We start from the raw sequence: 18,862 nt of genomic DNA, 5'->3' as shown, positions 1-18,862 counted from the left end.
TTCAAAGGTTCGCGATGGAAGACATCCTGATCAATTGGTCCCCGCAGGAGACGCGGGTGGCCGTGGTCGAGAACGGCGCCGTGCAGGAACTGCACGTCGAGCGCACGTTGGAACGGGGACTGGTCGGCAACGTCTACCTCGGCAAGGTCGTGCGCGTGCTGCCTGGCATGCAGTCGGCCTTCATCGACATCGGCCTGGAGCGCGCGGCCTTCCTTCACGTGGCGGACCTGCACAGCGCCTCGCAGTTTGGCCATGGCCGCCATGCGCAGAGCCCGGACACGCCGCCCACGCCCATCGAGCGCCTGGTCTTCGAAGGCCAGCCGCTGACCGTGCAAGTCATCAAGGACCCCATCGGCACCAAGGGCGCGCGGCTGTCCAGTCAGATCAGCATCGCCGGCCGCATGCTGGTCTACCTGCCGCAGGACGAGCACATCGGCATCAGCCAGAAGATCGGCTCGCCCGAGGCGCGCGAGGCGTTGCGCGCGCGCATGCAGGTGCTGGTAGGCAGCAAGGAGGAGGGCGGCGGTGGCGGCTTCATCCTGCGCACCAACGCGGAAGATGCGTCGGACGAGGAGCTGGCCGCCGACATCGCCTACCTGCGCAAGACCTGGCAGCGGATCCGCACCGGCGCGCTGACGACACCACCGGCCAGCCTGCTGCACCAGGATCTGAGCCTGGTCGAGCGCGTGCTGCGCGACCTGACCAACGAGCGTACGGGCCACATCCGCATCGACTCCAAGATGCAGTACGACGTGCTGCGCGCCTTTGGCGAGACCTTCATGCCGGCCGCGACGGCCAAGCTGGAGCATTACCGCGGCGAGCGGCCCATCTTCGACCTGTGCAACGTCGACGCCGAGATCGCGCGGGCACTGGCGCGCAAGGTGGAGCTGAAGTCCGGCGGCTCGCTGGTGTTCGACCAGACCGAGGCGATGACCACCATTGACGTCAACACCGGTGGCTTCGTTGGTGCCAAGAACTTCGACGACACCATCTTCAAGACCAATCTTGAAGCGGCAGGCTCCATCGCCCGCCAGCTGCGCCTGCGCAACCTGGGCGGCATCATCATCGTCGACTTCATTGACATGACCCGCGAGGAGCACAAGACCGCGGTGCTGGCCGAGTTCCGCAAGCAGCTGGGTCGCGACCGCACCAAGGTCACGGTCGGCGGCTTCACGCAGCTGGGCCTGGTGGAGATGACGCGCAAGCGCACGCGCGAGTCGCTGGCGCGCATGCTGTGCGAGCCCTGCCCGACCTGCGAGGGCCGCGGCCAGGTGAAGACGGCGCGCTCGGTCTGCTACGACATCCTGCGCGAGATCCTGCGCGAGGCGCGGCAGTTCTCGCCGCGCGAGTTCCGCGTCGTCGCGGCGGCCAACGTCGTCGAGATGATGCTGGACGAGGAAAGCGCCCATCTGGCGGGCCTGTCGGACTTCATCGGCAAGCCCATTTCGCTGACCGCGGAGCCGACCAACCAGACCGAGCATTACGACATCGTCCTGCTCTGAACGCCCGGCCGCGGCGATGCGGCCTTGTCTGACGTTACAACTTGCGCGGCTGCGGCAAAATCGCGCGCCATGCTCGAACCTCTCGCGTACGTCTCCCGCCGCCGCAGCCTTGCGGCCCTGGCCGCCTTCGGTGCCGGCCCGGCACTCGCGCAACTGCGCATCGACATCGCCGGCGTCGGCGGCACCCGGGTGCCGGTGGCCATCGTCGATTTCCGCGACGAGTCCAAGTCGCCCCAGCCCATCGCTGCCATCGTGCGCGCCGACCTGGAACGCAGCGGCCTGTTCCGCAGCGTCGACGCGCCTGGCGGCCTGGCCGAGACCAGCAGCCCGGTCTGGCCCGACTGGCGCGCCCGCCAGGCCGACGCGCTGGCCGCCGGCTCGGTCAACCGCCTGGCCGACGGCCGGCTGGACATCCGCTTCAAGCTCTGGGACGTCGTCAAGGGTGCGGAACTGGTCGGCGAGGCCCATGCCGTGCTGCCCGAGGACGCGCGACTGGCGGCCCACCGCATCGCCGACACCATCTACCAGAAGCTGACCGGCGAGCGCGGCGTGTTCGCCACGCGCATGGCCTACGTCACCAAGGCCGGCCCGCGCTACAGCCTGGTCATCGCCGATGCGGACGGCGAGGGCGCCAAGGTCGCGCTGGCCAGCCCCGACCCCATCATCTCGCCGGCCTGGGCGCCCAACGGCCGCGAGCTGGCCTACGTGTCGTTCGAGAGCCGCAAGGCCACCGTGCGCATCCAGGACGTGCAGACCGGCGGCCGCCGCGTGCTGGCCGACTTCAAGGGCACCAACAGCGCACCGGCTTGGTCGCCAGACGGCCAGCAGCTCGTGCTCAGCCTGTCGCGCGACGGTGGCACGCAGCTCTTCGTCATCAACCGCGACGGCTCGGGCCTCAGGCGCCTGACGCAGAGCGGCGCCATCGACACCGAGGCCTGCTACGCGCCCGACGGCAGCAAGATCTATTTCGTCAGCGACCGCGGCGGCGGCCCACAGGTCTACCGCATGCCCGCCAGCGGCGGCACGGCCGAGCGCGTCACCTTCAACGGCAGCTACAACATCAGCCCGGCCGTCAGCCCGGATGGCCGCACGCTGGCCTTCATCACCCGCACCAGCGGCGCGTTCCGCCTGTGCGTGATGGACCTCGGCACCGGCCAGGTCCAGCAGATCAGCGACGCCAACGACGACGAGAGCCCAGCGTTCTCACCCAACGGCAAGCTCATCGTCTACGCCAGCCGCGCCGGCGGCAAGGAAGTGCTGATGACGACCACGCTGGACGGCAAGTTCAAGACACCGCTGCTTGTCACATTGGCTGAGGTTCGTGAGCCCACATGGGGCCCATTTACGCGCCAGTAACTTGACAGTTCGCACCATGTTGGACAATGCCACGCCCGTGCCACTGCTGGCCGCGCCCCCATCCCCCCGCCCCCTGTCTGTTGTGGAGACTACTCGAATGAAACTGACCCGCTTTGCGCTCCCCCTGATCGCCGCAGCCGCCCTGGCTGGCTGCAGCTCCGCCGTCAAGCTGGACGAGCCCGCGCCGGTCGAGACGCGCACGCCGACGGCCCCCCCGTCGACCGCGTCGCAAGGCACGACCGCACCGGCCGCCGAGTCGCGCGTCGCCACCGTCGACCTGAACGCCCAGTACACCGAGCAGGTCAAGGACAAGCGCGTCGTCTATTTCGACTTCGACAGTGACATCGTCAAAGAGGAATACCGCGGCCTCGTCGACATCCACGCCAAGCGTCTGAACAACAACAAGCGCCTGGCGCTGAACCTCGAAGGCCACACCGACGAGCGCGGCGGCCGCGAATACAACCTGGCCCTGGGCCAGCGCCGTGCCGAGGCCGTTGCCAAGTCGCTGACGCTGCTGGGCGTTGGTGGCTCCCAGGTCGAAGCCGTCAGCTTCGGCAAGGAGCGCCCGGCCGCGCAAGGCAGCAGTGAAGAAGCCTGGGCCAAGAACCGCCGCGTCGAGCTCAAGGACAAGTGATGCGCGGTCTGCGTCTGTCGTTTGTCGCTCTGGCTGCGGGCCTTGCCTTCATGCAGCCGGCCCGCGCGGGCCTGTTCGAGGATGACGAAGCCCGCAAGGCCATCCTCGAACTGCGCGCCAAGGTCCAGGCCAACGAGGACGCGGCCAAGCGGAACTTCGAGCAGCTCAACGCGCTCGTGCAGGATCAGCTCCAGCCGCTGCGCCGCAGCATGCTGGACCTGAACGGCCAGATCGACGCGTTGCGCGCCGAGATCGCCAAGCTGCGCGGCGCCAACGAGCAGCTGGCCCGCGACCTGGCCGACACGCAGCGCAAGCTGACCGACCAGTCGCAGTCCGTCGAAGCGCGGCTGAAGCCGCTGGAGCCGCAGAAGGTCAGCCTGGATGGCCGCGAGTTCCAGGTCAACCCGGACGAGCGCAGCCAGTACGAAGCCGCCATCGGCCTGGTGCGCCGTGGTGACTTCACCGAGGCCGTCGGCGCGTTGAATGCCTTCCTGAAGCGTTATCCCGCCAGCGGCTACATCGACTCGGTGCGCTTCTGGCTCGGCAATGCGCAGTACGGCAAGCGCGACTACAAGGACGCGATCGCCACGTTCAAGGCCTTCATCGCCGGCAACCCGGACCATCCGCGCGCCGGTGAAGCCCTGCTCGCGCTGGCCAACTGCCAGATCGAGCTGAAGGACAACAAGGCCGCGCGCCGCAGCCTGGAAGACCTCATCAAGGCCTATCCCGGCACCGAAGCGGCCCAAGCGGGCAAAGAGCGCCTGGCCGCACTGAAGTGATGACGACAGGTCAGCTCGACGCTGATCTGGAGCGTCGCTTTGGCGGCCTGCGCCGCCTGCACGGGGACGCCGCCTACCAGCGCCTGCGCACCGCACGTTTTGCGGTCGTCGGCCTGGGCGGCGTCGGCTCCTGGGCCGTCGAGGCGCTGGCCCGCAGCGGTGCGGCCGAGCTGACGCTGATCGACCTGGACCAGGTCTCCGAATCCAACATCAACCGCCAGATCCAGGCTTTGGGTTCGACCGTGGGCATGGCCAAGGCCGAGGCGCTGCGGCTGCGCATCGCCGACATCCACCCCGGCTGCGCGGTGCGCGTCGTCGAGGAGTTCGTCGAGCCCGACAACTGGCCCGCGCTGATCGGCACTGCCGAGTTCGACGGCCTCATCGACTGCTGCGACCAGGTCCGCGCCAAGGCCACGCTGGCCGCCTGGGCCACCGCGCGCGGCCTGCCGTTCGTCACCGTCGGCGCCGCTGGTGGCAAGCGCGAGCCGCATCGCGTGCAGATCGACGACCTCAGCGCGACCACGCACGACCCGCTGCTCGCGTCGCTGCGCCAGCGCCTGCGCAAGCACCACGCCGCGCCGCGCGCGGGCAAGATGGACGTGGCCTGCGTCTACTCGCGCGAGCCGGTGCACATGCCCGAGCCAGGTGAGGGTGCCGAATGCGAGGTGGATGGCAGCCTGAACTGCCACGGCTACGGCTCCAGCGTCACCGTCACGGCGACCTTCGGCCTGTGCGCCGCCGCCGAGCTGCAGCGATTGCATCTGGCGGCTGAGAAAAACAATCTGAAAAACTTGCTGGAGCTGTAAAAAGCTGCCTATAATGGCAGGCTCTGCTTGACGCGGGATGTTAGCTCAGTCGGTAGAGCAGCGGACTTTTAATCCGTTGGTCGCAGGTTCGAATCCTGCACATCCCACCAGGTTTTATGGCGGTGATTCAGCAGAATCCACGCTACAATCACTGGCTCAGCAAGGCGCAAGCCGAACTGAATCAGGGCTCTTAGCTCAGTTGGTAGAGCAGCGGACTCTTAATCCGTAGGTCGAGTGTTCGAGTCACTCAGGGCCCACCAAATCAGCTTCCGGCAACGTCCGGTAGCGCAAAAACCCCTTACGAAGCAACGCGTAAGGGGTTTTTTGTTGCCTGTGCGGGCAAGCCTGGACACCCCCAAGAGGCCGCCGCGTCTTCGGACAAGCCCCCGGGATAATGGGCCGAGACATGCCTGCAGCACCCAAGCCACGACCGGCGAAAGCCGCCCCCGCCACGCCGTGAAGCGCCTCCTGAGTCCCCTGATGGTGGGCCGGGCCAGCGAGCTTGGCGTGCTGGCGGACGCGTTCGCCGAGGCCTGCGTGGGAGCGATGCGCACCATCGTGATCAGCGCGGAAGGCGGCGGCGGCAAGAGCCGGCTGATCCGGGAAGCGACGGAACGTCTCGACGGCCAGGCGCTGGTGCTGACCGGCTGGTGCGTCGAGCAAGGCGAGCCGGGACTGCCGTTCGCGCCGTTTGTCTCGGCGGTGCGGCGCCTGGTGCAGCAGCGAGGGGTCGCCGACCTCGTCACGCTCATCGGGCACGCCGGCGTGCGTGAGCTGGCGCGGCTGCTGCCGGAGCTGGGCCCGGCGCCATCGGAGGGCGACCCGGGCATGGCGCGTTCGCGGCTGTTCGAGTCCATGCGCCTGCTGCTTGAAAGCCTGGCCGCCCAGGCGCCGGTGGTGCTGGTGCTGGAAGACCTGCATTGGGCCGATCGCGCGACACGCGACCTCCTCGTCTACCTGTCCCGCAACCTGCACGGCGCTCGCCTGCTGCTGCTCGTGTCGTACCGGACCGAGGCCCTGGCGGGAGCGCACCCGCTGCGCAGCGAGCTGGCGGAGCTGGTCAGGATAGACGGCGTGACGACGCTCGCGCTGCCGCGCCTGTCGCGCGCCGATGTGGCGCTGCACCTGAGCGCCATGCTGGGCCAGGAGGCGGCGCCCGACGTCGTAAACGCCGTCCATGCCCGGGGCGGTGGCGTGCCGCTGTTCACCGAGGCACTGGTCACCCAGACGGGTGCCGTGCGGACGCGGCTGACGGGTTCGCTGCGCGATCTGCTGCTGGGTGCGGTGAACGAGTTGCCCGAGCAGGCCCGCGAGATCCTGCACGCGATGGCGGTGGGTGGGTTTCGCGTCGGGCATGGCCTGCTGGCCGCCGTCGTGGGCACCGATGGACTGGATGCCGCGCTGAGGGCGGCGGTCGCGTCCAACGTGGTGGTCACGACCGATGACGGCGGCTACGCCTTCCGCCATGCGTTGATCCGGGAGGCGATTCGCGACGACCTGCTGCCCGGCGAACGGCAGCGGCTGCACCGCGCCTTCGCCGAGGCGTTGGAGGCCGATGCGTCGCTGGCCGCGGACGCCTGGGTGGCGGCCAGCATCGCCTTGCACTGGCGCGCGGCGGATGACCCCGCCCGAGCGCTCGACGCGGCTTGGCGGGCCGCGCAGCAAGCCACGGTCCGTTTGGCCTATGCCGAGCAGCTGACGATGCTCGAACATGCGCTGGAACTGTGGCCACGCGTCGCGCCGGCGCAGCGCCCGCGGGGCGTCGACCGCGCGCGGATGCTCGAGGCCGCGGCCGACGCCGCCTGCTGGGCCGTCGAGCCCGAACGGGGGCAGCGACTCGTCGAAGCCGGTCTCGCGGAGCTCGATGCGGCGACCGAAGGCGAGCGCATGGCCGCGCTGCTGCTGGAGCGCGCCATGATGCGCCAGCAAGGCATGCATGCGGGCGAGGTGGACGACCTTCGTGAGGCGCTGCGTCTGGCCGCGGCGCCCACGCGCACGCGGGCGGCGGCGCTCGGCCAGCTCTGCCGCGCGCTGGCCGTGCACGGTCGCGTCGACGAACTACGGGCGCCCGCGGATGAGCTGGACTCGCTGGCGGCGCAACTCGGCGAGGCCGAGTGGCGGGTTGAGTCCTTGGTGTCCAGCGCGCTGACCCGGCCCGCCTGCGACGAGGTCGCGGTGGTGCTGCTGCAACGAGGCTTGAGCGACGCGCAGACGGGTGCCTCGGGGCGCATGGAGATGATTGCCCGCGTCGCGCTGGCCGATCTGCTCGATGCGCGCGGCGAGCACGCAGCCGCCGTCGAGGCCGCCGGCGTGGCTTGGCAGCGGGCACGCCAGCTTGGGCAGGCGCGCTACATGGGCGCATCCGTCGCGCAGCTGCTTGCCCGCGCGCTGATGGCCGTCGGGCGCTGGGATGACGCGCTCGACCTGATTGCCGAAGCGCTCGAGCTGGATCCCTCGCCGCTTGGTGGCCTGCAGTTGTCGCAGGTGGGTGGCCTGATCGCGGTCGGTCGCGGCAATCTGGCCACGGCGGCGCATGCGCTGAAGACCCTGGAGGCTGCCGAAGGGGTTCGACAGGACGCGCCGCGCCGCGCTGCCGCCCAAGCCCAGTTGTCGATGGCGATTGCGCTGCTTCAAGGCGAAACGGCCGCAGCCGTCGAGGCCGGCCATCGCATCGGTTCGCTCAGGGGATGGCTGCCGCCACGGCTGCTCTGGCCGCTGATCGCCCATGCCTGGCGCGCCTGTGCCGAGTCAGGCCGGGCCGACGCGCTGCGCGATCTGCTGCGGGAGTCGTCCGAGCATCTGGTGCAGCCCGGTTCGGTGGAGCTTGCCTGCGCGCTGACGGCCCAGGCCGAGCAGGCCCGCCTGGGTGGTCGCCCGGACGTGGGCGCCTGGGGCGCCGCGGTCGCGGCCTGGCAGCAGGTCGGCAACCTGCCGTGGTTGGCCTATGCGCTGATGCGACAGGGCTCGGCCCTGCTCGCGGCCGGTGACCGTGGCGAAGCGACCGTGACCTTGCGCCGCGCGGCACAGATCGCGCGGCAACTGGGCGCCGAGCCGCTGAGCGGGCAGCTCGCCACCGTGGCCAGCCGGGGCCGGGTCGAACTCTGGCCGGATGAGGGCGTGCCCTCGGCCTCGCTCCAGGGCCTGACGGTGCGTGAGGTCGAGGTGTTGAAGCTGGTCGTCCAGGGGCGCTCGAACCGCGAGATCGCCGCGGCGCTGTTCATCACCGTGAAGACCGCCAGCGTGCACGTGTCGAACATCCTGGCCAAGCTGGAGGTGCCGTCGCGCGGCGCCGCCGCGGCGGCGGCGCATCGGCTGGGCCTGGCCGGCGTTGCTTGACGCACGAGTCGGCTACTAGGCGACGTCGCGCTGCAGCGACCGGATGTCGGCGATCAGTTCAGGGAAGGCCTTGGCAGAGAAGGAATGGCCGCGATCGGTGAAGGCGCGTGACGTCGCGCCCGGGAGCTTGTCCGCCCACCGGGCCAGGTGCGAGAAGGGCACCCACTCGTCGTCCTTGCTGTGATACATCACGATCGCCCCCATGCTGGGCAAGGCCGCGGCGAAGTCGACGGCCAGCTCGAAGTCGTCGCCGCCCCAGTCGCCATCAGCGCATTTGTACGGCGCGCCGACCAGGAACAGGCCGGCCAGCGACAAGTCGCGGCGCTCTTCTGCCAGGTACTTCAGCACCGCCGCGCCGCCCAGCGAATGGGCCACGACGATGCGCGGCTCACCGAACGTTTTCAGCTCGGCCGCCATCTCGTCCTTCCATGTGCCGTAGGCGATGTTCTCCAGGCCGGTGAACTTGGGATACCTGAGCGCGTGGTCCGGCGCGATGGCGTTCTCCAGATAGGTGGCCAAGGCCTGGTCCTCGGCGTGTGCGCCCTCGCCAGCGCCCTGAATGAACAAGATGTCATGGTTCTGCATGGATTGAACTCCTGGGTTGAATGGATGTGATGGATCGTTTGGGCTGCGGTCTAGCCTTGTGCGGGCGACGCGGTCTCCATGCTTCGTGGCCCCCGCGACGTGGCCAGCCAGGAGCCGCACAGGATGAGGGCGAAGGCGACGAGGATGCGACCCTCGAGCGGCTCGCCGAGCAGCACCACGCCCGCGGCGACGGCCACGGCCGGCGACGCGTAGGTGATGACGACGGCCCGCTCCGAGCCGATCTCGCGTATCAGCAGGAAGAAGGCCGCGAAGGCGACCGCGGTGCAGGCGATGCCCAGCGCGACGATCGCGCCGCTGGACTGCGTGCTGGGCCATGCCGCGGGCCAGCTGCCCAGGGCCGGTGCCAGATAGGTCAGCGCCGTGGCGGCCAGGCATGCCGTCGTCATCGGTATCGCCGGGACATCGCTGAGCCAGCGCGCGGCGATCATCGACCCGCCCGCATAGCAGGCGGCCGCCAGCAGCACCTCCAGCACGGACACCAGGTCGCCGTCGAGTGCCGGCAGCGCCAGCGTCGCGACGCCCGCGAGACCGCACAGCAGGCCGGCGAAGCGGCTGGCGCCGAGGCTGTCGTGGTCGCGGCGCAGCCGATTCAGTGCCACGGTGATGATGGGCGTGGCGGCCACCAGCAGCCCGGCCATGGAACTGCTGATGCGCAGCTCGCCGTGCACGATCAAGCCCTGGGGCACGATCATCTCGACGACCGCGAAGGCGAGGATGGGCCGCCAGTGCGCCCGTACCGCGGCAAAGCCGTCGCCGCGCAGCGCGAACGGCAGCAGCACCGCGGCGCCCAGCGCAGCGCGGGCAAAGACGATGAAGGGCACCGACACTTCCGCGACGGCCACCTTGATCAGCAGATAGGGGATGCCCCAGAGCACGCTGAGCAGGATGAACAGGGTCAGGCCGCGCCGGCTCATGACGCCCGCCTGGCCAGAAAGCTGACCCAGTCGTTGCCATCGCCGCCCACGCTCTCGGCCTGCCACGCGACCGACAGGGCCGCCGCGGCGAGCCGTTCGGCGAAGCGCTCGCCGTGCCAGCACACGGTGAGGCAGTCGTCGTCCGTCTCGCCTTCGCCCTGGCGCATCGCCACCAGGAAGGCCCCGCCGGGCTTCAGCGCCGCGTGGATCTTGTGCAGCACGGCATCGATCTGCTCGCGGTCGACATGGATCAGCACGCCCATGGCGAGCACGCCGTCGTAGGGGCCGCCGAGTTCGTCGGTCATCACATTCAGCAGCTCGGCCGTCTTGCCGCGCTCCGCCATCAGGTCCAGGAAGGCTTGTGTGGCGTCGGTGCGCCGCACGACCGCGCCGAGCGACTCGACGAAGTCCGCGTCGCGCCCCGTGCCGGAGCCGATCTCCAGCACCGACCCGCCGTGCGGCAGGCGCTGCACCAGGCGCCGCAGCGCGGCCTGGATATGCGGCGGGCGCTGCGCGTGGACCAGCGTGTCGTACTGGCGCGCATACGCTTCGTAGGACTGCACGGTTCGCCGCGTGTTCGCCGCGGCAGTGGCGGTCAGCTTTGGCATCGCTTCCTTTCCAGTGATCGATGCGTTCAGCGTAGGTCTAAGGCATGGCAGGGCTCATGGGGCAAATTGCCTAGGCGCAGCGGCCGCGCGGGCTAGGCAAAAGCCCGGAGGCCGGTGCGCCACCGGTCCTGGCGATCAGGCGGGCAGTGCTGTCGCCGGGTCTTGCCGCAGCAGGCGGTCCCACCACGGCGTGTCGCCGATCTCCGCGCGCAGATGGTCGATGAACAGCCGGGCCTTGGCCGCGTGGCTGCGCCCCGGCAGGCGCACGGCGTGGATGCCCGGCATGCCGGGTGAGGCGGGCGCGCTGGCCTCCTCGGGAAAGAGGGCGACCAGTTCGCCCGAGCGCAGCTGGTCGCAGACGACCCAGGTGGCGATGTGCATGATGCCCAGCCCCTGCAGCGCGGCCTGCAGCATGCCGTCCTTGTCATCGGTGCGGAATGGCCCGCGCACCGGCAGCGGCTGGTTGCGGTTGATGCCGGCATAGCGCCAGACGAAGCTGGGTGCCGGCGGCGTCGCGACCGTGATGCAGGCATGGTCCAGCAGGTCCAGCGGACTGGCGGGGCGGCCGGCGCGGGCCAGGTAGGCGGGGCTGGCGCAGGTGACCAGGCGCACGGGCGCCAGCGTCGTCGCGCGCAGGTCGCTGTCGGGCAGCAGGCCGATGCGGATGGCGACGTCCATGCGCTGCTCGGACAGGTCCACGATCTGGTCGAACAGGTGCAGGTCGACCTCGATGTCCGGATAACGGCGCAGGAAGCTGGCCAGCGCGCCCACCACATGCTTGCGACCGAACACCGTGGGTGCCGTCACGGTCAGCAGGCCGCGCGGCTCGGCGTCGCTGGCATGGATGGCCTCCTTGGCGCCGGCCAGCTCGCCCAGGATGTTGCGCACCCGCGGCAGGAACTGCTCGCCCGCGTCGGTCAGCGCCAGGCGGCGCGGGCTGCGGTGGAAGAGCTTGGAGCCCAGTTCCGCCTCCAGCGCGTCGATCTTGCGCGTGACCGAGGACACGGCCACGTCCTGGCGCCGCGCGACTTCGGAGAAGCTGCCGGCGGCCGCGACGGCGAGAAAGGTCTCGAAGGCTTCGATCATGGTTCTTTGCGTTGATCGCAAGCGATGTTTGCGTTTGGCGTGATTGTTCCGGGAAACGCAAAGAAAAACAATGCGCTCCGTTCCGAACTTCCCTCACCGACGCGGCCTGCGGGCCGCCAGCCGAAAGCCCCAGATGACCTCATCCTCTCTCTTCCCCACGCCGTCGCGCCGCCGCCAGACGGCGCTTGGCCGTCTCGCGCTGCTGACCGCCGCGCTGGCCATCGCCGGCATCGCCGGCATCAGCCTGCCCGCGCCGGCGCAGGCCGCGGCGCCCCAGCTCAAGACCCAGGCCCCGGGCTGGTATCGCCTGATGGTGGGCAGCGTCGAGGTCACGTCGCTGAGCGACGGCACCGTGGGCCTGCCCGTCGACCAGATCCTGCACGCCCCGGCCGGCCGCGTGGCCGAGGGTCTGAAGCAGAACTTCCAGCAGACGCCGCTGGAGACCTCGGTCAACGCCTGGCTGATCAACACCGGCAGCCGCCTGGTGCTGGTGGACGCCGGCGCCGGCACGCTGTTCGGGCCGACGCTGGGCAAGCTGGCGGCGCAGATCCGCGCGGCCGGCTACCAGCCCGAGCAGGTCGACGACGTGTTGATCACCCACATGCACCCCGACCACGTCGGCGGTCTCGCGGCCGATGGCAAGCGCCTGTTCGCCAACGCCACCGTGCACGCCGACAAGGCGGATGCGGACTTCTGGCTGTCGCAAGCCCGTGCCGATGCGGCGCCTGCCGACGCCAAGGGCTTCTTCCAGGGCGCGGTGGCCTCGCTGACGCCTTATGTGAAGGCGGGCCGCTTCAAGCCCTTCGAGCGTGACGGCGAGGTGGTGCCCGGCATCCGCGCGATGTCGGCCCATGGCCACACGGCCGGCCACGCGGTCTACGCCGTGGAGAGCCAGGGCCAGCGCCTCGTGCTGATCGGCGACCTGATCCACGTCGCGTCCGTGCAGCTGGCGTCACCGGAGGTGACCATCGCCTTCGACACCGACGAGCCCGAGGCCGCGGCGACCCGCGCCCGCGTGTTCGCCGAGCTGGCCAGGGACGGCAGCCTGGTGGCCGTGTCGCACTTCAGCTTCCCCGGCGTGGGGCGGCTGCGCCAGGCCGGCACCGGCTGGCGCTGGGTGCCGCTGGACTACAGCGGCCAGGTGCGCTGAGCCCGCCGGGGCGGGGTCAGAGCGAGCGGATGCTGGCGCCGAGGCTGCCCGGCGGGTGGTGCTCGTTGAACAGCTGCCAGAGCCGCCCCGCGCGGGCGGCCTGCGCAAAGGCCTGAGACAGCGTGCGGCGGTCGGCCTCGGTCAGTGCGTGGCGGGAGAGGTAGACCCCGCTCTCGGCCCAGCCCATGTCCTCCAGCGACTCCACCCGCACCTGCTTGAGCAGCGGGGCCAGGTCGGCATCACCGACCAGCGTGCCGATGAAGATGGTGGCCGCCATGACGCTGCCGTGGGCCAGGCCGGCTCGCAGCGCGCGGGCCACGCCGGCGGCGTCCGGTTCCTCGATGAGGCGGCGCTGCGCGCGCAGTGCCGCGATGGCCCGGTCATACACCGCTCCGAAGGTGAAGCCGCGCACGACCGCCAGCTTGTAGTCGGGCCGGGCGATCAGCTCGGCGAGCGAGCGCGGCGCCGCGGCCTGCCGGGGTGCGGTCGTCAGCGTCAGCAGGCTGGCGCGCACCTGGATGAGCGGCACGAACTCGCCGTCGCGCTCGCGCGTGGGCGAGGCCGACGCGGGGATCAGCAGATCGGCCTGGCCGGACTCGAACATCTTCTGCAGCCGCGCGCGTGGCACGCGCTGGAACAGGAACTCGCAGCCGGCGGCAGCGCCCAGCTCGCGCAGCAGCGTCGGGTAGATGCCGGTGGCGCGCTCGCCGTCGAAGCTGACGCTCAGGCCCACGGGCGCCATCGGCACCTCGATGGCACGGCTGCAGCCCGCCTCGGCGGAGCCCGCCGCCAGCAGGCTCGCCATCCACCCAGCCCATCGTGCCTTTGCGTTCATGCCCCTCGGTCCCGAGATGCCTCGACCGCATTGTGCGGCCCCGGCGCGGCGCGGCGTTCCAGCAGGTCGAAGGCCAGTTGCACGACGATGGCCAGCGCCGCGGCGGGCAGGGCGCCGGCCAGCATCAGCGCGCTGTCGTTGACGGCCAGCCCCGCGACGATGCGCTCGCCCAGGCCGCCGGCGCCGACAAACGCCGCCACCGTCGCCGTGCCCACGTTGGTCACGGCCGCCGTCTTCACGCCGGCCATCAGCGTGGGCAGCGCCAGCGGCAGCTCGATGGCGCGCAGCGTCTGGCCCGGCGTCAGGCCCAGCGCCAGTGCGGCCTGGGGCAGGCCCGCCGACACCGCCTGCAGGCCGGCATGCGTGTTGCGCACGATGGGCAGCAGCGCGTAGACGAACAGCGCCAGCAGCGCCGGCAGGAAGCCGATGCGCCCGACCAGCGCGATCAGGAAGGCCAGCAGCGCCAGCGACGGCAGCGTCTGCAGCAGGCCCACGACGGCCATCACCGGCGCCGCCAGCCGCGGCAGCCGGTGCGCCGCGATGCCCAGCGGCACCGCCACCACGACGGCCAGCGCCAGCGAGGCCAGCACCAGCGCCAGGTGCTGGGCCAACAGCGCGGCCAGGTCGGGCGCCAGCAGCCGCGCCATGAAGCCTTGCGGTGGCTGCGGCTGCGCTGCGGCCGCCGTGCCGGCCAGGAAGCCGCGCGCCACGTCGGCAAACGGCTGGCCCTGCAGCTCCGCGGCCGCGTTGAGGCGGATCATGGTCGCCTCCGGCAGCCGGCCGGCAAGCGGTTGCAGCGGCTGGTCGTCGACCGCCGCGCGCATCAGCAGCACGGCGTCGTAGCGCGGGAAGAAGGCGCGGTCGTCGCGCAGCACGCGCACCGGCTGGCGGGCCAGCTGGGCGTCGGTCGTGTAGACGTCGATCAGGTCGACCTGGCCCCGAGCCAGCGCCTGGTAGGCCAGGCCATGGTCCAGCCCGGCGCCGGGCTGCAGCTTCAGGCCATAGGCCTGCTGCAGCGCCGGCCAGCCATCGGCGCGCGCGACGAACTCGTGCGACAGGCCCAGCTTCAGCGTCGTCGCCTTGGCCGCCAGCTCGGAGATCGTCGCGATGCCCAGCCGCGCCGCGTCGGCCTCGCGCATGGCCAGCGCATAGCTGTTGTTGAAGCCCAGCGGCACGGCGGCTTTCAGGCCCAGCGGTGCCAGCCAGGCATTGATCTGTGCCAGCGGCGCCTGCGCGTCGGCCGGCGACTCGCGCTTGAGCAGCTCGCGCACGATGGTGCCGGTGTACTCGGGGTAGACATCGATCTGCCCCTGCTGCAGCGCCGCGGCCAGGATGGCCGTGTTGCCCAGGCCCTGGCGGTGCTCGGCGGGCACGCCCTTTGCCGCCAGCGTCTGCGTGACGATTTCGCCCAGCAGATAGCTTTCGGTGAAGCGCTTGGACCCCACCTTCAGCGGCGCGGCCTGGGCGACGCCCAGCAGCAGCGCGACGGCCGCGACGGCGAAACGGAGCAACCTGACGTTCATGGCCGCGATGGTGCCTCAGTGCGCGTAGGAGGCTGCCTACGACCGTCGGAGACCGTCTCTGAATGCAACTTCGCGTGTCCAGGTCTAAAGTTGAGGTCAACCCCGAAGGAGCCCACCCAATGTCCCGAGCCACCGATCACTTGTTGCGTCAGCATCTGGACAGCCTGGGTACGCATCTGCGTCAATGCCGCACGCTGTCTGACCGCAGCCAGCGCGCCCTGTTCTCACTGGAGTTTCTGGACGCGGCCGTGGGCCAGCGTCTGTTCACCACCGTCGTGCTAGGCAGCGTCGTCATGGCGCTCTTCCTGTCGTTCACGGCCTGACGGCCGACCCGCCAGCTTGTAACAGAGCGGCCCCTCGGGGCCGCTTTTTTGTGCCTGTCCGGCCTCAAACCAGCAGCGCCGGCTCGGCCCGCGCGCTGGTGGCGCGCTCGGCGGCGGGCACCCACAACCGGATTTCGCCGGACAGCGCCGCCAGCGGCAGCGTCGTGCCGGGCTCCAGGCGCCGGTAACCCGGTGGCGGGCTGGCGGACGGCGCGGCCCGCTGCACCAGCACCTCCACGCTGCGCCCGTCCACGCGCAGCCGCACCTGGGCCTGGGGCCAGTGCGGCGGCAGGCAGGGCTGCACGCTGACGAGGCCGCCGCTCAGCCGCACGCCGCACAGCGATTCGACGGCCGCGCGCAGCAGCCAGCCGGCCGCGCCGGTGTACCAGCTCCAGCCGCCGCGGCCGGCATGGGGAGATGCGGTCTCGATGTCGCCGGCCACCGCGAACGGCTCCAGCCCATAGGTGGCGCCATGCGCGCCGCGGTGTGCCGGGCTGATGGCCGTGAACGCCGCCCAGGCGCGCTCGGCCTGGCCCAGCTTGGCACTGGCCATCAGCGCCCACACGGCGGCGTGGTTGTACTGGCCGCCGTTCTCGCGCACGCCACCCGGGTAGGCCTGGATGTAGCCGGCCGGCGGCTGATGGTCCTTCAGCGGTGGCCACAGCAGGCGCAGCAGGTGGGCGTCACGGTCGTGCAGCTCGTGCCAGGCGCTGTCCAGCGCCTGCCTGGCGCGCTCGGGCTGCGCGGCGCCGGTCAGCACGGCCCAGGCCTGCACGATCAGGTCGATGCGGCATTCCTTGGCGCTGTGCGTGCCCAGCACGCTGCCGTCGTCGAACCAGCCGCGGCGGTACCAGTCGCCGTCCCAGGCGTTGGCGTCCAGCGCGGCGGACAAGGCCTTGCGGGCCTGGCGCCAGCGTTCGGCGCGCGCCTGCTCGCCGCGGGCGACGGCGATGGGGTGCAGCGCGTCGATGACGGCGCACAGGAAGAAGCCCATCCACACCGATTCGCCGCGGCCCTCGGCACCGACGCGGTTCATGCCGTCGTTCCAGTCACCGGTGCCGAACAGCGGCAGGCCGTGCGCACCCACGGGCAGGCTCACCTCGATGGCGCGGGCCGCGTGCTCGAACAGCGTGGCCGTCTCGCTGCTGATGCCCGGCGTTTCGTAGATGTCCTCGGCACCTTCGGGCACGGTTCGGCCTTCCAGGAAGGGGGCCTGTTCGTCGGCCAGCGCCGTGTCGCCGGTGCGCTCGGTGTACAGCGCCAGCGCCAGCGCCAGCCACAGCCGGTCGTCGGCGAAATGCGTGCGCACGCCGGCGCCCGCCGGCTCGTGCCACCAGTGCTGCACGTCGCCGGCGGCGAACTGGCGCGTGGCGTGCAGGCGGATCTGCGCGGCCAGCCGCTCCGGCGCGTGCTGCACCAGCGCCATCGCGTCCTGCAGCTGGTCACGGAAGCCGAACGCGCCACCGGCCTGGTAGAAGCCCGCGCGCGCCCAGACGCGGCAGCCCAGCACCTGCGTCGGCAGCCAGTGGTTGACCAGCGCGTCGAAGGCGGCATCGGGCGTGGCCACCTGCACCGGCGCGCTCAAGGCCCGCCATACCTGGCGCTGCGCGGCCAGGCGGTGCAGCGGGTCCACCGGCCAGGCGCTGCGGGCCTGTTCGCGCGCGGCCGCCAGGTTGGGCGCATGGCCCAGCAACACGGTGGCATGCCAGGCATGGCCGGCCTCCAGCCGCAGCGGCACGGCCAGCAGTGCGGCGGGGTCGGTGCCCGGGCCGGCCTGGCCGTCCAGCGCGTGCGGCATGACCAGCCGGCCCTCGTCATCGAACAGCAGCCGGCGGTCACCGCTGGCCTCCACGGCCGCGTCCCAGGGCTTGGGCGGGTTCAGGTCGGGCGTGAAGGTGGCCTCCTCGGGCCAGGGCCACAGCGCCTGGTCTTCCGCCAGCTCGGGGACTTGCTCGGCGCGCACGTCGCCGCTGCGCACCGGGCGCAGCGCCATCCAGGCCGTCTGGCCGCCAAAGCCGTTCAGGCCGTCGGCCTGCGTGGCCAGGGCCAGCAGCGGCGCGGCGCCTTCCGACGGCAACGGCGCCTCCAGCCGCGTGACGACGCTGCGGCGCGCGCCGCTGTCGGCACCCAGCTGCCACTGCGCGGCGGCCAGCAGGCGCAGCTGGCGCGGGGCCGTGCCGGGCAGCGCGTGCAGCTCCACCTGGCATTGCCGCACGGCGCTCACGGCGTCCACTGTCCAGCGCAGCCGCACGACCAGGCCCGGCAGCGTGAATGCCAGCGCCGTCGCGCCGGGCGCGTGGGCCACGGTCTGGTGCGCGCTGGCGCGGCCCAGCAGCCAGGCCTGGCCGCTGTCCAGGCAGTGCAGGATCAGCCATTCGCCGGGCGAGTCCAGCAGCGCGTCGTTGGACCAGGGCGTGATCTGGTGCAGCCGGCTGTTGCCGGCCCAGGCCATGCCGGCGCCGCGCTCCGACACCTGGCAGCCGAAGTCCGCGTTGGCGATGACGTTGACCCAGGGCCGCGGCGGCTGCACGCCGGGTGCCAGCTCGAAGCGGCACGCGCCGCTGTCGGCATCGAAATCGCTGGCCGGCGGCGCCGTGCCGGGGCCGACCGGGTCGGCGGCCCGCCACAGCACATGGCTGGCGCCGGCGCCGCGGCGCGCGCGGGCGGCCTGCTCGTGTGCGGCGCCCAGGCGCTCCAGCTGCTGGGCCAGCGGCCGGCCGTCGGCAAACCAGCGCACGCGGGCCAGCAGGTTCAGCGCGAAGCGCGTGTCGTCCTGCACGGCGCCGTCGGACAGCACGTGCAGCTTGGCGCGGCCGCGCACCTGCTCGGCCAGCGAGCGCAGCGCGCGCGACACCGGCGCCAGGTAGGAGGCCGGCTCCGCATCCAGCACGACGATGTCCACCGGCAGCGGGCTGCCCTGGGCCTGCAGCAGCGCGCACAGCTCGCGCACCATCAGCACGCCGGTGGCGTCGGCCACGCGGATCAGGATGATGGGCGCGTCGCCCGACACGCCGTGGCGCCACAGCGCGTCACGCTGGAAGCTGCCCTCCAGCGCCGGCACGCCGTCGCGCGCGGCCTGCGAGGTCAGCAGCGTCTGCAGCGCCAGGCCCGCACGCCAGGCGCCCGGGGCCAGGCCAGCACCCTGCGTGCGCACGCCGGCCATCGTGTGCGCCAGCGTCAGCGTGCGTTCGCACAGCGCCGGCTGGGCCAGCTTGTCGAGCAGGTGGGTCAGCGTCTGCGACTCCGGCGCGGCGGCGGTCGCCAGCGTCAGCGTGATGCGCGCGCCGGGCGGCAGCGTCAGCGCGAAGTGCAGCAGCGAGATCGGGTCGTTGCCCGTGTCCAGCGGCCCGGCATCGGTGCTCAGGCCCGGCACCGTGCCGGCCAGCAGCGTGCGCGCATCGGCG

At 71.4% G+C, this 18,862-nt stretch carries 15 protein-coding genes and 2 tRNA genes; 10 read left to right on the top strand and 7 right to left on the bottom strand.

The features are described 5' to 3' along the window. Positions 1–14 precede the first annotated feature (14 nt). The 8 genes from rng to AC1D29_RS27495 all read left to right on the top strand — a co-directional run bounded on the left by rng (position 15) and on the right by AC1D29_RS27495 (position 8,413). Positions 15–1,502 (top strand): ribonuclease G, encoded by a 1,488-nt coding sequence (gene rng, locus AC1D29_RS27530; protein WP_477903580.1) that lies wholly within the window; start codon positions 15–17, stop codon positions 1,500–1,502. Positions 1,503–1,571: 69 nt separating this feature from the next. Continuing rightward, positions 1,572–2,858, top strand: a complete 1,287-nt coding sequence (gene tolB / locus AC1D29_RS27525) for a Tol-Pal system beta propeller repeat protein TolB (RefSeq protein ID WP_477903578.1) — start codon at positions 1,572–1,574, stop codon at positions 2,856–2,858. Positions 2,859–2,955: 97 nt separating this feature from the next. After that, on the top strand, positions 2,956–3,492 hold the full coding sequence (gene pal / locus AC1D29_RS27520; RefSeq protein WP_477903576.1) for a peptidoglycan-associated lipoprotein Pal: 537 nt from the start codon (positions 2,956–2,958) through the stop codon (positions 3,490–3,492). Continuing rightward, positions 3,492–4,271, top strand: a complete 780-nt coding sequence (ybgF, locus tag AC1D29_RS27515) for a tol-pal system protein YbgF (protein WP_477903574.1) — start codon at positions 3,492–3,494, stop codon at positions 4,269–4,271. Before pal ends, ybgF begins: the two co-directional genes overlap by 1 nt. Next, a complete protein-coding gene (locus tag AC1D29_RS27510; protein WP_477903572.1) occupies positions 4,271–5,077 on the top strand; it encodes a tRNA threonylcarbamoyladenosine dehydratase in 807 nt (268 codons plus the stop codon). Before ybgF ends, AC1D29_RS27510 begins: the two co-directional genes overlap by 1 nt. Before the next feature lie 34 nt (positions 5,078–5,111). Continuing rightward, positions 5,112–5,187 (top strand) — tRNA-Lys (locus tag AC1D29_RS27505). A 74-nt stretch (positions 5,188–5,261) separates the two neighbouring features. Next, positions 5,262–5,337, top strand: a tRNA-Lys gene (locus AC1D29_RS27500). Between the two features lie 196 nt (positions 5,338–5,533). After that, entirely contained in the window at positions 5,534–8,413 is a 2,880-nt protein-coding gene (locus AC1D29_RS27495; protein ID WP_477903570.1) for a helix-turn-helix transcriptional regulator, read from the top strand. Between the two features lie 15 nt (positions 8,414–8,428). Here the strand turns inward: AC1D29_RS27495 and AC1D29_RS27490 are convergent, their stop codons facing one another. From AC1D29_RS27490 to AC1D29_RS27475, 4 genes are all read right to left on the bottom strand, one after another. After that, complete coding sequence (locus AC1D29_RS27490; RefSeq protein WP_477903568.1) at positions 8,429–8,998, bottom strand: alpha/beta hydrolase; 570 nt, start codon at positions 8,996–8,998, stop codon at positions 8,429–8,431. Positions 8,999–9,048: 50 nt separating this feature from the next. Then, positions 9,049–9,933: a DMT family transporter gene (locus AC1D29_RS27485; RefSeq protein WP_477903566.1), complete on the bottom strand. Its 885-nt coding sequence runs from the start codon at positions 9,931–9,933 to the stop codon at positions 9,049–9,051. Next, entirely contained in the window at positions 9,930–10,541 is a 612-nt protein-coding gene (locus tag AC1D29_RS27480) for a class I SAM-dependent DNA methyltransferase (RefSeq protein WP_477903564.1), read from the bottom strand. The genes AC1D29_RS27485 and AC1D29_RS27480 overlap by 4 nt, the downstream gene beginning before the upstream one ends. Before the next feature lie 135 nt (positions 10,542–10,676). Further along, positions 10,677–11,627 (bottom strand): LysR family transcriptional regulator, encoded by a 951-nt coding sequence (locus tag AC1D29_RS27475; protein WP_477903562.1) that lies wholly within the window; start codon positions 11,625–11,627, stop codon positions 10,677–10,679. A gap of 133 nt (positions 11,628–11,760) precedes the next feature. On the opposite strand from AC1D29_RS27475, the gene AC1D29_RS27470 reads away from it, so the two are divergent. Next, positions 11,761–12,777 carry an MBL fold metallo-hydrolase gene (locus tag AC1D29_RS27470; RefSeq protein WP_477903560.1) on the top strand — a complete coding sequence of 339 codons (1,017 nt, stop codon included), beginning with the start codon at positions 11,761–11,763 and terminating at the stop codon, positions 12,775–12,777. A 16-nt stretch (positions 12,778–12,793) separates the two neighbouring features. Here AC1D29_RS27470 and AC1D29_RS27465 read toward each other — a convergent pair whose 3' ends face one another. Both AC1D29_RS27465 and AC1D29_RS27460 read right to left on the bottom strand, forming a co-directional pair. Next, positions 12,794–13,582: a substrate-binding periplasmic protein gene (locus AC1D29_RS27465; RefSeq protein ID WP_477903558.1), complete on the bottom strand. Its 789-nt coding sequence runs from the start codon at positions 13,580–13,582 to the stop codon at positions 12,794–12,796. A gap of 26 nt (positions 13,583–13,608) precedes the next feature. Next, the gene (locus AC1D29_RS27460; protein ID WP_477903556.1) at positions 13,609–15,135 is read right to left on the bottom strand and encodes a glycine betaine ABC transporter substrate-binding protein; all 1,527 of its coding nucleotides are present in this window, start codon (positions 15,133–15,135) and stop codon (positions 13,609–13,611) included. Between the two features lie 119 nt (positions 15,136–15,254). On the opposite strand from AC1D29_RS27460, the gene AC1D29_RS27455 reads away from it, so the two are divergent. Beyond that, a complete protein-coding gene (locus AC1D29_RS27455; RefSeq protein ID WP_477903554.1) occupies positions 15,255–15,458 on the top strand; it encodes a hypothetical protein in 204 nt (67 codons plus the stop codon). 64 nt (positions 15,459–15,522) lie between these two features. On the opposite strand, the gene AC1D29_RS27450 is transcribed toward AC1D29_RS27455, so the two are convergent. Next, positions 15,523–18,862: GH36-type glycosyl hydrolase domain-containing protein (locus AC1D29_RS27450; protein WP_477903552.1), on the bottom strand; the 3,340-nt coding region annotated here is incomplete at its 5' end.

The sequence above is a fragment of the Roseateles sp. P1_C6 genome (assembly GCF_056406315.1).
This window is presented reverse-complemented; position numbering and strand designations above follow the sequence as displayed.

Bases quoted from the DNA above. Each gene is read 5' to 3' on its own strand.
- AC1D29_RS27480 (WP_477903564.1), bottom strand. From the start codon at position 10,541: ATGCCAAAGCTGACCGCCACTGCCGCGGCGAACACGCGGCGAACCGTG.
- AC1D29_RS27490 (WP_477903568.1), bottom strand. From the start codon at position 8,998: ATGCAGAACCATGACATCTTGTTCATTCAGGGCGCTGGCGAGGGCGCA.
- AC1D29_RS27470 (WP_477903560.1), top strand. From the start codon at position 11,761: ATGACCTCATCCTCTCTCTTCCCCACGCCGTCGCGCCGCCGCCAGACG.
- pal (WP_477903576.1), top strand. From the start codon at position 2,956: ATGAAACTGACCCGCTTTGCGCTCCCCCTGATCGCCGCAGCCGCCCTG.
- AC1D29_RS27475 (WP_477903562.1), bottom strand. From the start codon at position 11,627: ATGATCGAAGCCTTCGAGACCTTTCTCGCCGTCGCGGCCGCCGGCAGC.
- ybgF (WP_477903574.1), top strand. From the start codon at position 3,492: ATGCGCGGTCTGCGTCTGTCGTTTGTCGCTCTGGCTGCGGGCCTTGCC.
- tolB (WP_477903578.1), top strand. From the start codon at position 1,572: ATGCTCGAACCTCTCGCGTACGTCTCCCGCCGCCGCAGCCTTGCGGCC.
- AC1D29_RS27485 (WP_477903566.1), bottom strand. From the start codon at position 9,933: ATGAGCCGGCGCGGCCTGACCCTGTTCATCCTGCTCAGCGTGCTCTGG.
- AC1D29_RS27460 (WP_477903556.1), bottom strand. From the start codon at position 15,135: ATGAACGTCAGGTTGCTCCGTTTCGCCGTCGCGGCCGTCGCGCTGCTG.
- rng (WP_477903580.1), top strand. From the start codon at position 15: ATGGAAGACATCCTGATCAATTGGTCCCCGCAGGAGACGCGGGTGGCC.
- AC1D29_RS27510 (WP_477903572.1), top strand. From the start codon at position 4,271: ATGACGACAGGTCAGCTCGACGCTGATCTGGAGCGTCGCTTTGGCGGC.
- AC1D29_RS27465 (WP_477903558.1), bottom strand. From the start codon at position 13,582: ATGGCGAGCCTGCTGGCGGCGGGCTCCGCCGAGGCGGGCTGCAGCCGT.
- AC1D29_RS27455 (WP_477903554.1), top strand. From the start codon at position 15,255: ATGTCCCGAGCCACCGATCACTTGTTGCGTCAGCATCTGGACAGCCTG.